The sequence below is a fragment of the Vibrio cincinnatiensis DSM 19608 genome (assembly GCF_900167345.1).
Classification (GTDB): domain Bacteria; phylum Pseudomonadota; class Gammaproteobacteria; order Enterobacterales; family Vibrionaceae; genus Vibrio; species Vibrio cincinnatiensis.
On sequence record NZ_FUXB01000002.1, the window covers coordinates 266,209 to 281,030 of the forward strand.

The following is a 14,822-nucleotide window of genomic DNA, read 5'->3' on the forward strand; positions in this document are numbered from 1 at the left end:
ACTCAACACAACGCCCACTAGAGGCGATATAACAAAGGAAAAGTCTAATGAATAAGACGCGTCTGTTTAAACAGTCACTTTTAGCAGTGACAATCTCCCTTGCTACCCAGCAAGCTATCGCGGCGGGTTTTCAGCTCAACGCACAATCAGCCACAGGCCTAGGCCGCGCCTTTGCTGGCGATGCCGTTATCGCCGATAATGCTTCCGTCATGTCTCGCAACCCAGCAGCAATGGCCCTCTTTGATAAAACATCTTTATCGCTAGGGTTTGAGACAATTACGACCATGATCGATGTAAAAGATGCAACTTATACTAGCCTCGCAACAGGTTCAGCCAATGCTAACTATGATGATGCAGGTGGAACATCAGTTGCTCCCAACTTTCATTTAATTGTCCCACTTAGTGGAAAATTTGCATGGGGAGTAAATGCTTATTCGAACTTTGGTACCCGCACCGACTTTGGTAATTCCTACGCTGGAGGTGAATACGGAGGAGAAACTGAAATTCTCAGCGCGAATTTGGGTATTTCTGGCTCTTACCGTCTCAATGAACAATGGAGTATAGGGGCTGGCCTCGATCTTATTTATGGTCAAGGAACACTAAAACGCTCTATGAGCGCAGGTTTAGGTGGAACTGAAGTCGTCAATATCAATAAAGCAGATGGCTTTGGGGTCGGTTTCAATGTCGGTACGGTTTTTGAGTTAAATGACAATAACCGATTCGGGTTATCTTATCGTTATACTCCAGAAATCACAGCGAAAGATGGTGATAAAGAAGTCAAACTTCCATTGCCTGACATGGCTGAATTCTCAGGATACCACCGCTTAGAAAACAGCCCCTTTGCCATTCACTACAGCGTCCAATACATAGGATGGAGTGATTTTGATAAGTTGAAATTTAAGAATCAAACTATCACTGAAAAAGCATACGAATGGCAAGATGGCTGGCACTATTCAATTGGTGGAACCTACTACCTGAACCGTGATTGGACGTTACGTGCAGGCTATATGTATGATACCAGTGCACAAGATAAGATCACCTCGATATCTGTTCCTGACTCTGATCGTCAATGGTTCTCTGCGGGTTTTACCTATCAAATTGATGAAAAATCCAATGTTGATTTCGGCTTTACTTACTTAATGGGTAAAGATGTCAAAGTGAATGAGAGCACACAACACCCGCTGAATTCTGCGGTAGAACTTTCTTCCATTTCAGGTACAACTAGAGCTGATGCTATCCTAATGGGCTTACAATATAGCCGCACTTTCTAATTAATTACTCTTGTCTACTCCATGATAAAGGGCTGAACTTTCAGCCCTTTTGTTATTTCCTGCCCTTTCCTTATATCATTTCAAGCGAACACTTGTACTGTTTTAGCCCAGTTACACCCTACATATGTACGCTGAAACTAAACCACTGAGTAAAAACAAACAGATAAAAACACTTAATAAATTAATTTTTTAGCAAATAAGTCTAAAAAAAAGCTTATTATTATTTTTCATTGCTATCACACTTCTCTAGCCTTTAGACTTTTCGCCCATTGACTAGATAATTTCAGCGAACATAACAATGAAAACAAATCGTACTTTTCTCTCCACGGCCATCGCTTGTAGCTTTATGACACTTTCCTCAGCCTCCTTTGCAGCGGGTTTTCAATTGGCAGAATATTCAGCAACGGGCTTAGGCCGAGCGTACGCAGGAGAAGCCGCGATGGCTGATAATGCGAGTGCCCAATGGCGCAACCCAGCTATGCTAACTTATCTTTCAGGTACACAAGTCTCTGCGGGAGCAATTTATGTTAACCCCAATGTCGATGTAGAGGGTACCGTCAATTTTAACAACGCCCTCTCTCACGCTAATGCTTCTGACTATGCCAATGATGCGGTTGTCCCAAATTTTTATTTCTCTTATCAGTTGAATGAGCGCGTGTTCTTAGGCTTAGCACTAGGGACCAACTATGGCATGGAAACCGATTTATCAGGCTTTGCAGCCAGTCATTTTGGTGATGAAGCGATGATCAAAACAATGGAAGCCAACCTAAACTTGGGCTATCAATTAACTGAAACCGTCAGCGTTGGTGGTGGTGTTCGATACGTTATGGGGGAAGGGCATTTTGGTGCTAGTGTACCTGAGACAAACGCATTATCCCTTCCCCAAGGTTCAACCTTAAAGTATATGGAAGGCGATGACACCAGTTGGGGCTGGCAAATCGGAGCTGCTTGGCAGATTCATCCACAACACCGAGTTGCCTTTAGCTATAAATCAGAAGTGGTGATGGATTTTGAAGGCCATGCGGAAGGTATAACTTATGGTAACTATAAGCCCGGACAGCTTGCCGTCACATTACCCGCCACCGCAGAGCTAGCGAGCTTTCATCAGCTTACCGAACAGTGGGCGATTCACAGCAGCATTAACTGGACAGATTGGAGCAGCTTTGATCAACTCACGGCTGAGTTTAATGATGGTTCCAGTGATTTAATCAAGTCGGAAAACTGGAAAGACAGCTATCGTTTTGCACTGGGCACAAGCTATACGTGGGATCAAGACCTCACGCTACGCGCTGGGGTTGCTTATGATTTATCGGCAGTCAGTACCCGTTTTCGTACCGCAACCATTCCAGAAACGGATCGGACTTGGTTAAGTATCGGTGCCGGTTATCAGGCAACAAAACAGCTCACGCTTGATGCAGGCTTTACTTATATCTTTGCGAAAAAAGCCTCTCTATATGAGCCTAGGGAAACATCCGACGATACAGCTGCATCACTTGCAGGCACATACACGGGTAAAGTCAGTGGTAATGTCTGGCTAGTGGGGGTTCAAGCCAGTTACCGTTTCTAGCTAAGTTCACCAGCCTGTATCAGAAACAAAGAAAAAGACTGAGGGGAAAACCTCAGTCTTTGGGTGCAAGCAAAGGTGTATCAATCAGTGGTTTATTTAACCGTAGTCGGTTATTACGTTCACTGCCAATATTTTAGCGCCACTGTTGTATCATGCGACGCAATCGTTATTTTGATGAAATTAACACTTCTCTCAATTTCTCCACCCTCTCATCATTTCAAGCTTTCAACTACGGCTATCAAACCCTTAGGTTTACTTGGTGTTTCATACCGTGAAGTTAAGCTACTATGAAGCCCATCCATAGCAAAGGAAAGAGATCAACCATGTCCAATGACGACATTAAACAGCAACGACATCAAGCACGTCAGCAAAAAGTGAAAGAACAGGTCGATGCCCGTATTGCGCAAGCACAAGAAGAAAAAGGACTATTGCTGATTATTACTGGTAATGGCAAAGGAAAATCCACTTCTGGTTTTGGAACCATTGCCCGTGCCGTTGGGCACGGAAAAAAATGCGCCGTTGCACAATTTATCAAAGGTACATGGGAGAACGGTGAACGAAACCTCTTAGAAAAACTCGGGGTAGAATTTCAAGTCATGGCCACTGGGTTTACCTGGGATACACAAAATAAGCAAGCCGATACCCAAGCCGCGCAACAAGTATGGCAAGAGTGCCGACGAATGCTTAAAGATACCACATTGGATGTCGTCTTGTTTGATGAACTGACTTATATGGTCAGCTACGGTTATATTGACTTAGATGACGTTATCGAAGCTCTCAATACGCGTCCCGCGATGCAGTCGGTGATCATTACCGGTCGAGGAGCCCATCGTACCTTAATTGAGATGGCGGATACGGTTTCAGAAGTAAAAAACGTTAAGCACGCCTTCGATGCTGGAATAAAAGCATTACAAGGTGTTGATTGGTAAGATTCAGAGCGAGCGGCAACAGCAAGCTCGTCGTTAGCTGGTCATCATTCTCTTATAAAGACAGGCAAAAATGGGATAGTAGCGAGTGCTATCAACCTGTCAAATCGGATAGCATCATGATTTGACAGGTTGAAGGCCGAATTATCCCATTTAGCGCTTAAATAAACCTTTAATCAAACTATCTACCGCTTGCTTGGTTTCTTCGTCTTGGATTTTATCACCCAATTTTTCTATCCCTCGGTCGATCTCTTTTTGCGCTTTTTGTTTCAATACATCATCAAACACCAAGCGGAATTTAGGGTCAGCCCATTGACCAGAAATATTAATGGGCACCGTCACATCACGCAGCTCATCAATATCTTTCCCACCTTGACCTTTTAGTGTTCCAACAATCGATGTCCGCACAAGAAAATCAACGGTTTCTTGTAAGTAATTCGCCTTACCTTCTCCGTGAATACGCAGTAGTGGAGATTGCATGGTTAAATTGGAGGTGGAAACTTCCCCTTTGTTCAGTTTCAGCGTCGCACTCATAGCGCTGAAATCGGTTTTCTTCACCGCATCCGATTCATCTAAGCTTTGGCCCTTGATCTTGGCATAGTTAGTCCGAATCAACTGAGCAACGTTAATCCCGTTGACAGCACCATCAGCAAATTTAATCGCAACAGTACCTACGAGATTTTGCTGAATCCCCGTCGGAGTTAGGCTCTTTCCTTGAATATCAGCTTCAATGTTACCCGTCCCTTCTAGCATGTCATTGTTCAGCACATCGACTAATAAAGGCTGTACTTTTACTCCTGTTATCGTTTTTTTCACATGATAAGTGGCGGGGGTTTGACGAGCGTCAATCTGGGCACTGGTTTGCACTTTACCCTGATAAAGTTCAGCCGTCAGAGAACTGAGGTCAATCACACCACGATTCACAGAGAAACGAGTCTGTACATTCTGCAGTTTGGCATTGGCGGCTTTTAATTGGTCGATCGTAACTTGCCCAGCCATATCCACCCCTTTCAAGGCTGATAAATCAGGTTCAACCTCTTGTGCTGACGCTGATGACGTTGTTTGCAAACTCTGAGTCGGTTGAGCATCACCAACCGGATCCGTTTGTGATTGGCCTAGCCCCAAAAATTCATCAAGGTCGATATGTTGACTGTGTAACGTAAAGCGAACTTGTGGAATATCGGTTAGCTTCACACTCGCCTTTCCCGACAATTCCAGTGCGTTAGCGGCCAGTTTTTCTAGAACCAGATTGAGTGAGTTTTTCGCTATATCAAAAGAGAAAGAAGCATTCATTGCCACTTTCATTGGCGACTGAGGTAAGGCTTCGCCTTGCAAATGGGCAAGCAGATCTAATTCATCAATAGAGATGGTTGAAATCGCAGAATCAACCACTAAGGCTGTTTTTCCTGTCACATCCAATTGCAAATCCGCCGCTTTTCCTTGCATAGAGAAAGCCAGCGAGTTGGCCTTATCAAATTCAAAAGTCGCCAGTTCCAGTTTCATTGCCTCTATCTGAGTGGCAGCATCATTAAAATGTGCATTCAAGGCAATATTACGCAGAGCATACTGTTTGAAATCTTCTGATAGTTTAATTTCTGCTTTACCCGTAGCCCCAAATTGCTGCGAGTTATTGCTACCTTGTGCAGAGAAATCGACCTTGGTCCATCTATTTGCGGCAAACTCAGACACCGTTAGTTGAACATCATAGAGTTTGAGATGCGTTGCCGCTTGATTGTCTTGAATATCCAACCGAGCATTCTTAACCGTGACACCTGCTAAGTTAATTTCCCAAGCATTTTCAGTCACTGTCGGTTCGATTTCTTTCTCCACTGGGGTATCTTTAGCCGGTACTGATTTCGTCTCTTCAGTAGTGGATAGCTGAGTTAAGCTATCTATGTTTGAACGGCCATCTTTCAATGTTTCCAGATAAATTTCAGCACCGTCTAACAAAACATTACCAATATGTAACTGATTACTAAGGAGAGGTATAACCGAGATATCAATGCCAACACGCTCTACTTTAAACAAATTCGCTTGGCTAAAACCTGCAGGATTTTTCAGTTCTGTTCTTCCTAACTCTAAACCCATTGATGGGAAGAACGTCCAACGGATATCCCCATCAATCACCAGTTCAAGCCCCGTGTGTTTTTTAGCTTGTTCCACAATCAGTGGTTTAAATTGATTAGGATTAACAAAAATAACTAGCGCAGCGATGGCACCTACAACCAGAACCAGCAGCGCAGCAATGAAGAGGGACAGTTTTTTCATCTGCTTTTCCTTGCTTGACGAGATAAAGAAAGTGGCACTTAAAGTGCCACTGATACAACCAAATATAAAGTCAACTATCGGTTAATTTTACGATTTTAGCAACTTAGCGATATGAGCTTTCAACACATCAATCGCAATGCGGTTTTTCCCACCACGCGGAACGATAATATCGGCATACTGCTTTGAGGGTTCAATAAATTGTAAAAACATCGGACGAACGGTTTTCTGATACTGCTTTAGTACAGAATCCATGGTTCGCCCGCGCTCTTCAACATCACGTTTTACACGGCGTAGTAAGCATATATCTAGCGGGGTATCCATAAAAATGGAGGCGTGCATTAAATCACGTAAACGAGGATCAGTCAGCAGTAGAATCCCTTCAAGAATAATGACTTTTTTCGGGGTCAAAAGCGTGGTATTCGCGGTGCGGGTATGTTCACTGTAGCTGTATTCTGGAACTTCTACCGCTTCACCTCGCACTAAAGCTTGTAGATGTTCACATAATAGATCGTGATCTAAAGCATTCGGGTGGTCGTAATTGGTTTTGACACGTTCGTCCATACTCAGATGGCTTTGGTCTTTGTAATAGCAATCTTCCGTGATCACACCGATTTGATGGTCGCCTACTTTTGCGCGAAGTTCATTATAAATGGTACTCGCTATAAGGCTTTTCCCAGAAGCAGAAGCGCCAGCAATACCGACGATGACGCATTGATTATTATCAGACATGGTTCAGTGTACCCGATACGTGTATGTGAGGAATGAAGATAAACCGCCTGATTATAGGGAGTTCACTCTATAGATACCAGTTCGTAAAGAGGTAAAATATCAGTAATTTCTCGGCTTGAATAAAATGACAACAACGCAAACGATTACCTAGCGATAACTGAAAGTTTTGTAAGGGATAAAATGAAGCGGTGCATTCAAACACCGCTAACATAAACGACTTAATCAACCAAGGTTAAGTCAATCATCTCGGGCTTTGCTTTACCTTGCCAATATAAGCTGGCACAAATGCGCTCAGCGAGATCATAAAAGATCTCGCTATGTTCACTCTCTGGGCGAGCCATAACCGTTGGCGTACCTGAGTCGATATCTTCTCGCATGTGAATATGCAAAGGGATCTGTACCAATAAAGCTAAGCCATATTCTCCCGCTAATGTTTGTGCTCCACCCACGCCGAAGATCGCTTCTTTTTCTCCACAATGGCGACAAATGTGGTAACTCATATTTTCCACTAAGCCAACCACAGGCACTGCCACTTTCTCAAACATAGCCGCACCTTTACGAGCATCAGCTAGGGCTAGATCTTGGGGGGTTGTCACAATCACCGCCCCTGTCACTGGAATTTGCTGAGAGAGCGTCAATTGAATGTCTCCCGTACCCGGCGGCATATCGATCACCAGATAATCCAGATCTGGCCATTCGGTTTCATTCAACAGTTGGGATAACGCTTTCGACGCCATTGGGCCTCGCCAAATGGCCGCATCCGCTTTATCAACTAAATAACCGATAGAATGGGTATAAATGCCATGCGCTTTTACTGGCTGCATCCACTTGTTATCTCTCACTTCAGGCTTAGCACTTAGCATACCAAACATCATAGGAACAGAAGGTCCATAAATATCCGCATCGAGCAAACCAACCTTCGCCCCACTGCCTGCAATTGCAAGTGCTAGGTTTGCTGCCGTGGTGGATTTGCCTACCCCCCCTTTGCCAGAGGTGACGGCAATAATATTCTTAACCCCTTTCACACTATTGGTCACTGGGGTCACTAAAGCCTTAGGAACCACAGAAATATGGTACTCAAAAGGCGCAACCTCTTGCGCAATTTGCTGTTGATCAATCCAATGTTGTAACTGAGTAATGAGTGCTTTAGCGGCAAAAGGGATCGCTATTTCAAACGTCCCCGTTGGACTCACTTTGACGACGTTCGGAGAATGCGCCCAATCTTCAATCAGGTTGGAATGAGAAAACTGAGTCAGCCAAGAGCAAAAATCGTGTTTGGACGTAAATGTGAGCATAAGCCCTCCTTTTTTGCTCATGCTACCACTCTCTTTCATGACACTGAACCCTAAAAAAGTTAAGGCCTTATCACGACTCTTGCCTTGGCGTTGGTAGCGTCATCAGGTAGTATTAACCATTACTTTCAATACCTATCAAATATAGCGAATAATTAAGTATGGCAACTGAACCAAGAAATGTTTCTCCAAGGAAACTGCTGGTAACTTGTGCCCTTCCGTACGCTAACGGTTCAATCCACTTAGGCCATATGCTTGAGCATATCCAAGCGGATATTTGGGTGCGTTACCAACGCCTACGCGGCAATATTGTAAACTTCATCTGTGCAGACGACGCTCATGGCACGCCAATTATGCTTAAAGCACAGCAGATGGGTATCACACCGGAAGAGATGATCGCCGCAGTCAGCGAAGAGCATCAAAAAGATTTCGCTGGATTTGATATCAGTTTTGATAACTATCACAGCACACACAGTGAAGAAAACCGTGAGCTTGCCTCTCATATTTATCTACAACTGAAAAAAAATGGCTTTATCTCTAGCCGTACTATTTCTCAACTCTATGATCCCGAAAAAGAAATGTTCCTACCGGATCGTTTTGTGAAAGGTACCTGTCCAAAGTGTAAGTCAGAAGATCAATACGGCGATAACTGTGATGCTTGTGGCGAAACCTACAGTCCAACCGAGCTAATTAACCCTCGCTCCGCTGTTTCTGGTGCCACCCCCATTATGAAAGATTCGGAGCACTTCTTCTTCGATCTTCCTCAGTTTGAAAACATGCTCAAAGAGTGGACACGTTCTGGTTCCCTGCAAACAGAAACCGCGAATAAAATGCAAGAATGGTTTGAATCAGGCCTTCAACAATGGGACATTTCCCGTGATGCACCTTATTTCGGATTTGAAATCCCAGGTGAGCAGAATAAATTCTTCTATGTTTGGTTAGATGCCCCTATCGGCTACATGGGGTCATTTAAAAACCTCTGTAACAAACGTTCGGATCTCGATTTTGATGAGTATTGGAATAAAGAGAGCCAAACGGAGCTGTATCACTTTATCGGTAAAGACATTGTTTACTTCCACAGCCTATTTTGGCCCGCCATGCTAGATGGCAGTGGGTTCCGTAAACCAACCAATGTTTTTGTACACGGTTATGTTACGGTCAATGGCGCGAAGATGTCTAAATCGAAAGGGACCTTTGTTAAAGCAAGTACTTACCTCAAACACATTGAACCTGAGTGTCTACGTTACTATTACGCCGCAAAACTCAACAACCGAATTGATGATCTGGATTTGAATCTGGAAGACTTTACACAACGCGTTAATGCCGATGTGGTGAATAAAATTGTTAACTTAGCCTCTCGTAATGCGGGCTTTATCGCCAAACGTTTTGAAGGCAAATTATCCGACCATTTTGCCGAGCCTGAGCTCTACCGTGAGTTCACAGCTGCCGCGGAACGCATTGGCGAATTGTATGAAAACCGTGAATTTGGCCGTGCTATTCGTGAAATTACCGCACTAGCGGATAAAGCCAACCAATATGTGGATGAAAAAGCCCCTTGGGTGGTGGCAAAACAAGAAGGGCAAGATCAAGCACTGCAAGAGATCTGTACTGTTGGTATTAACCTATTCCGCGTACTGATGACCTATCTAAAACCTGTGATGCCGTCACTCGCTGAACGCTCTGAAGCTTTCTTAAACCAAACCTTGACTTGGGATGGCATGGCTCACCCTTTGACTAATCATCCAATTACTGCATTTAAAACCTTGTTTAATCGTATTGATCCTCAGCATATTGAAGCCATGATTGAGGAATCAAAACAAGAAGCTGCTGCTGAAAAAGCCGCCACAGAAGCCGCGGCGCCAAAAACACAGCAAACGGAATTAAGCAAAGATCCCATCGCTGCAGAAATTGAATTTGATGATTTTGCTAAAGTCGATTTACGCATTGCGAAAATTATTGCTTGCGAAGCCGTTCCGAAAGCCGATAAGTTGCTTAAGTTCCAATTAGATATTGGCGGCGAAACTCGCCAAGTTTTCTCTGGAATTAAAGCCGCTTATCACCCCGAAGATCTGGTCGGTAAATATACCGTTGTAGTGGCTAACCTTAAGCCTCGGAAGATGAAGTTTGGGATGTCCGAAGGGATGATTCTTGCTGCTGGCCCTGGTGGCAGTGAGCTGTGGATTTTAGAGCCGCATGAAGGGGCTCAACCGGGCATGCGTGTGATGTAATCCACACAAAGCACGTTAATTCTATTTCGTTAGCCCCTATGACTCACCAGTATTAGGGGCTTTTTTGTATCCCCTATCACTTTTTTCGGGCACTACGCACCAATACGGTGCGAGTTTTTCTAGGGGAAGATTTTAAGCTATTGATTTAAAAAACATAAGATATTGGCATCAAGCGTGCTACTCCTTTAGTGGTAACCAACATAATCAAGGAGTGGCTTATGTTTGTTTTTATCTCAATGTTTATCTCTGTCTCTGTTTTGTATTTGATATTTCTCTTTGCAAAACAAAAAGAGTCCGCTTTACAAAGAAAGTACTCTTTATTAGTTGATTTACGTCAGTTACTGTACTTATGCCGTCAGCATCGCCAAGCCACACACCATAGCTTGATGTTTGGTCAACAACGTGCAGCCGAATTACAGCACTTACAACAGCAGATAGAAGAAAAGTCAGAGCATCTTATTGCTACCGCTCACTTTGACAATAAGCCGATGTATCGAATGTTACAGATAAAGTTAAAGGCACTGACGAATGAATGGTCAACATGGAGCGTGGCTCGCAATCAAATGTTGCATGGTAAAGCTATCCGCCACTGCCTATTCTTACTTGATGAAGTGATGCTAGCATGGCTGGTCGAATCCAACCGCGAAGATTTGAGCGATGAGTACCATATGAACTGGCAACATGTACTCGATAGCATGGATGCCTTGACTCAACTTCGGATCTGTATTGAAGAAATGCACACCGAAGAGGGTCGGTCTCGACTAAAACACTATTGTGATGCTGTACGCCGTAAACTCAATCAACTGGCGTTGATAAGCCCGCTCTCTATCGCATCCCCCACTTGCAGCGAAGCCATGCGTCGCTTGGCAGAGTTTCACGATAGTCGGACTTTTGACATGGAACCAGAAGCCTTTTATCAGCTGACTTCGGAAATTTCGCTCAGTATTGCCGATGTGTATGACCAAATGTTGGCCGATCTAACCGAAAGCTTGTACTTACCTCTGCCGAAACTGGTTTTGGCTTAAGGTTCTAAAAATGTGAATAAAGCACCGCGAATGCGGTGCTTTACTTCTTTATTTGAGCATCTTACGAGCGGCTTCTACCACTACTTTAATTGAACGTGCTTCCGTTTCTTTCAATGTAGCATGATCAGGGATTTCTTTTTGTGTCCGATTAATAATCACGCCAGCAACACAACCCGCTTTGAGCCCAGAACTGGCACACATCGTCAATAGCGTTGCTGATTCCATTTCAAAGTTAAGCACCCCCATTTCTTGCCACTCTTTCATCGAACCTTGGAAGCGGCGCACGACACGTCCAGTAAAGGTATCATAACGCTCTTGACCCGGATAAAACGTATCACTTGATGCCGTAACCCCCATATGAACAACGGCTCCGCTTTCTTCTACCGCTTGTTTCATTGCTAAAGCTACATCAAAATCAGGAACCGCAGGAAATTCCATCGGTGCGAAATGCAAACTTGCGCCATCTAGTCGAACCGATCCTGTGGTCACTATCATATCCCCGACATTGATATGAGGTTGAATGGCCCCCGTAGTACCAACGCGTAAGAATGAACGAACGCCTAACTGCGCCAACTCTTCAACCGCAATCGATGTTGAAGGACCACCGATTCCGGTTGAACACACCACCACAGAATGGCCATCTAACTCAGCACGATAGAGTGTGTATTCACGGTGACTCGCTAAAAAAACCGGATTATCCATCAATTCAGCAATTTTTTGCACGCGAGCAGGATCACCAGGAATGATCGCTAAAGTGGCTCCATTCAAATCGGCCTGAGTAACACCTAAGTGGAATACAGCTTGAGACATAAGTAACTCCTTTATCGTGGCTTATTCAGCACATCATTAGTATTGGGTACCATGCTACTCTAGCCCAGCCCCCAACGACAATAAGTGATTCAAATCACAACAACGAAAGTAACAAATTTAAATTTTTCAAAAGAAATCGATTTGCATCACACATATTTGCCATACTGATGCAATTAAGAACCATATTTTGCCAAGCCTATCTTACGTACTCATGAAAATATCGAGTACGTAAGATTATTCAGTGATGATTCTTGGATTCAGACTAAGGTTTAAAACGCAATAAGCGTAAAGCATTAAGCGTCACCAGTGCCGTTGCACCACTATCAGCGAGTACTGCAACCCAAAGTCCAGTGATACCCAGTAAGCTGGTCACAAGAAAAATGCCTTTTAGTCCTAAAGCTAGCGTCACGTTTTGGCGAATGTTATTCAAAGTTGCCCGTGAAAGCTGGATCATACCCGATAACTCCAAAAGGCGGTTATGGGTGAGTGCGGCGTCTGCCGTTTCTAGTGCGACATCTGTCCCACCCCCCATGGCAATGCCAATACTCGCTTGTTTCATTGCGGGCGCATCATTTATCCCATCTCCCACCATCGCAACAGCTCGTTGCTGAGATAATTGTTCAATAAAGGTTACTTTATCTTGGGGTAATAACCCAGCTTGATAATCCATGGATAACGTCTGAGCCATTGCGGCGGCGCTGCGAGCGTTGTCCCCTGTCAGCATAATACTATCTATACCCAGTTTTTTAAGCTGTGTAATCGCTACTTGCGCATCTTCTCGTAGTGTATCTTGCCAAGCAATAATACCGATGGCCTCCTTACCTTTAAGAGCGATAGCCAGCGTCTTTCCCTCGCTCTCTAAGCTCTCTATCTTAGCTTGAAGTGAATAGTCCAATACCCCTTCGATTTTACTTGGTGACAATAAAGAGTATGGCTGCCCTTCAACCACACCTGTCATACCTCGGCCCACCAAAGCTTTCTTATCGGTGGCCTCGGAAATCGAATATCCTCGACGTTGTACATCCTCAACCAATGATGTGGCGAGTGGATGGGTTGAACCTTGTTCAATCGCTGCGAGCGCACTTAACCATTCGAAATCAGAAGCGGTCAGATCGATGATGTCTGTCACATGTGGCTTACCTTCCGTCAGCGTGCCTGTTTTATCAAATGCCATGACTTCAACACGCCCCAACTGTTCTAACGCGGCTCCACCTTTAATCAACACACCTCGCCGAGCACCGGCGGCTAAACCAGAAGTAATGGCCGCAGGCGTTGAGATAACCAGCGCACAAGGACAGGCAATCAGTAGTAAGGCAAGGCCTCGGTATGTCCACATTTCCCAAGGTTGAGCAAACAATAGAGGAGGAAGAATCACCACCAGCAGTGCAACCCCCATCATCAGCGGAGTATACCAACGACTAAATTTATCGAGAAAGCGTTCCAGTGGGGCTTTTCGTGATTCCGCCTCTTCAATCAGATGTAAGATACGATCAATCGCGTTCTCACCGACTTTCGACGTAATCGTCATCTGGATCACGCGATCCACCACTAGCGATCCAGCAAACAAAACCTCACCTTGTTGGCGCTCAATAGGAATCGACTCTCCAGTCAATGCGCTTTCATCAAAACTAGCTACGGGTTCAAGCAAAATACCATCGGCAGGTAAACGCCCCCCTGGGGCAACTTCAACCTTATCACCGGGTTGTAACTGCTGTGCCGAAACTAAGATTCTCAGACCTTGTTCATCGATTTTGGTTGCCCTCTCTGGCACCAACGCCATTAATGCTTGTACCCCAGAGCGAGCACGAGAAGCAGCAATCCCTTCAAGCCGTTCACCAATCAAAAAGAGTAGTAGCACCATGGCAGCTTCAGCCGTTTCACCTAAATATAAGGCCCCTAATGCTGCTACTGTCATCAAGGTTTCAATGGCAAAAGGCGTACCCGATTTGGCCAATTGCCCTGCTTTACGTGCAATCGGGAACAGACCGAATAAACAGGTTAGGGTAAAGATCCACATCGCCCACTCCGATGACCACTGAGAGACTATGGCCCCCACACCCATTGCAGCACTGATGATCACGATGCGAAGATTGTCAGATTGTAGCAGCCAAGGTTCGGGATTTTGCTCTTCATCTGATGAGCGATTATGCGGTGATTGGATAACAAATCCGGCATTCATTACTGCCTGTTCCACAGCAACCGCTGTTTCAACTTGATTAAAATTCACTACTAATTTTTGAGTGGCAAACAACACTTTGGCATCGACAATATCACTGACCTTCTGTAATGCAGTTTCTATTTTTCTAGCACAAGAAGGGCAATCCATCCCCGAGATCTGCCAGCTTTGCTGGTACTGAGCATTCGAGATAATGGGCTCTTCCTCTTCAGGAGGAGAACCATCACCACAACCGGCCTCATGACAATGGCAACGCTCTGCATCGGAGACATTGGCAATAGGCACCGATGCCGTATTAGAGGTTGAGGAACAACACGAGACTAGATGGGAATGAGATGACTGAGCAGAACAACAACCTTGATGCTTTACACACATAGAAAACACTCCTTAATTAAGTATGTATAAAGCTTACACCTTGGAGTTACCTCCAAGGTCAAGGAATAAATCAAGCGACCACTATTACAAAGCCGATAAACCAACGAATCAGCCCCATAAACCCATAACCGGTTGATGGGACAAGAGTTATATCA

Annotated in this window: 10 protein-coding genes; 5 read left to right on the forward strand and 5 right to left on the reverse strand. The window is 44.5% G+C overall.

The window, feature by feature from the left end:
- Window positions 1–47: 47 nt before the first annotated feature.
- The 3 genes from B5D54_RS02765 to cobO all read left to right on the forward strand — a co-directional run bounded on the left by B5D54_RS02765 (window position 48) and on the right by cobO (window position 3,767).
- A complete protein-coding gene (locus B5D54_RS02765; protein ID WP_078924956.1) occupies window positions 48–1,271 on the forward strand; it encodes an outer membrane protein transport protein in 1,224 nt (407 codons plus the stop codon).
- A gap of 298 nt (window positions 1,272–1,569) precedes the next feature.
- The gene (locus tag B5D54_RS02770) at window positions 1,570–2,838 is read left to right on the forward strand and encodes an outer membrane protein transport protein (protein WP_078924957.1); all 1,269 of its coding nucleotides are present in this window, start codon (window positions 1,570–1,572) and stop codon (window positions 2,836–2,838) included.
- Between the two features lie 323 nt (window positions 2,839–3,161).
- Window positions 3,162–3,767 (forward strand): cob(I)yrinic acid a,c-diamide adenosyltransferase, encoded by a 606-nt coding sequence (gene cobO, locus B5D54_RS02775; RefSeq protein WP_078924958.1) that lies wholly within the window; start codon window positions 3,162–3,164, stop codon window positions 3,765–3,767.
- Window positions 3,768–3,917: 150 nt separating this feature from the next.
- On the opposite strand, the gene B5D54_RS02780 is transcribed toward cobO, so the two are convergent.
- From B5D54_RS02780 to apbC, 3 genes are all read right to left on the reverse strand, one after another.
- Window positions 3,918–6,032: an AsmA family protein gene (locus B5D54_RS02780; RefSeq protein ID WP_078924959.1), complete on the reverse strand. Its 2,115-nt coding sequence runs from the start codon at window positions 6,030–6,032 to the stop codon at window positions 3,918–3,920.
- Window positions 6,033–6,119: 87 nt separating this feature from the next.
- Complete coding sequence (gene udk, locus B5D54_RS02785; protein ID WP_078924960.1) at window positions 6,120–6,761, reverse strand: uridine kinase; 642 nt, start codon at window positions 6,759–6,761, stop codon at window positions 6,120–6,122.
- Window positions 6,762–6,979: 218 nt separating this feature from the next.
- Entirely contained in the window at window positions 6,980–8,056 is a 1,077-nt protein-coding gene (gene apbC, locus B5D54_RS02790) for an iron-sulfur cluster carrier protein ApbC (RefSeq protein ID WP_078924961.1), read from the reverse strand.
- Between the two features lie 158 nt (window positions 8,057–8,214).
- On the opposite strand from apbC, the gene metG reads away from it, so the two are divergent.
- Both metG and B5D54_RS02800 read left to right on the forward strand, forming a co-directional pair.
- Entirely contained in the window at window positions 8,215–10,281 is a 2,067-nt protein-coding gene (gene metG / locus B5D54_RS02795; RefSeq protein WP_078924962.1) for a methionine--tRNA ligase, read from the forward strand.
- 218 nt (window positions 10,282–10,499) lie between these two features.
- Window positions 10,500–11,306 carry a hypothetical protein gene (locus B5D54_RS02800; protein ID WP_078924963.1) on the forward strand — a complete coding sequence of 269 codons (807 nt, stop codon included), beginning with the start codon at window positions 10,500–10,502 and terminating at the stop codon, window positions 11,304–11,306.
- Window positions 11,307–11,354: 48 nt separating this feature from the next.
- Here B5D54_RS02800 and udp read toward each other — a convergent pair whose 3' ends face one another.
- Window positions 11,355–12,116, reverse strand: a complete 762-nt coding sequence (udp, locus tag B5D54_RS02805; protein WP_078924964.1) for a uridine phosphorylase — start codon at window positions 12,114–12,116, stop codon at window positions 11,355–11,357.
- Window positions 12,117–12,378: 262 nt separating this feature from the next.
- Window positions 12,379–14,667 carry a zinc/cadmium/mercury/lead-transporting ATPase gene (locus B5D54_RS02810; RefSeq protein ID WP_078924965.1) on the reverse strand — a complete coding sequence of 763 codons (2,289 nt, stop codon included), beginning with the start codon at window positions 14,665–14,667 and terminating at the stop codon, window positions 12,379–12,381.
- Between the last annotated feature and the right edge of the window lie 155 nt (window positions 14,668–14,822).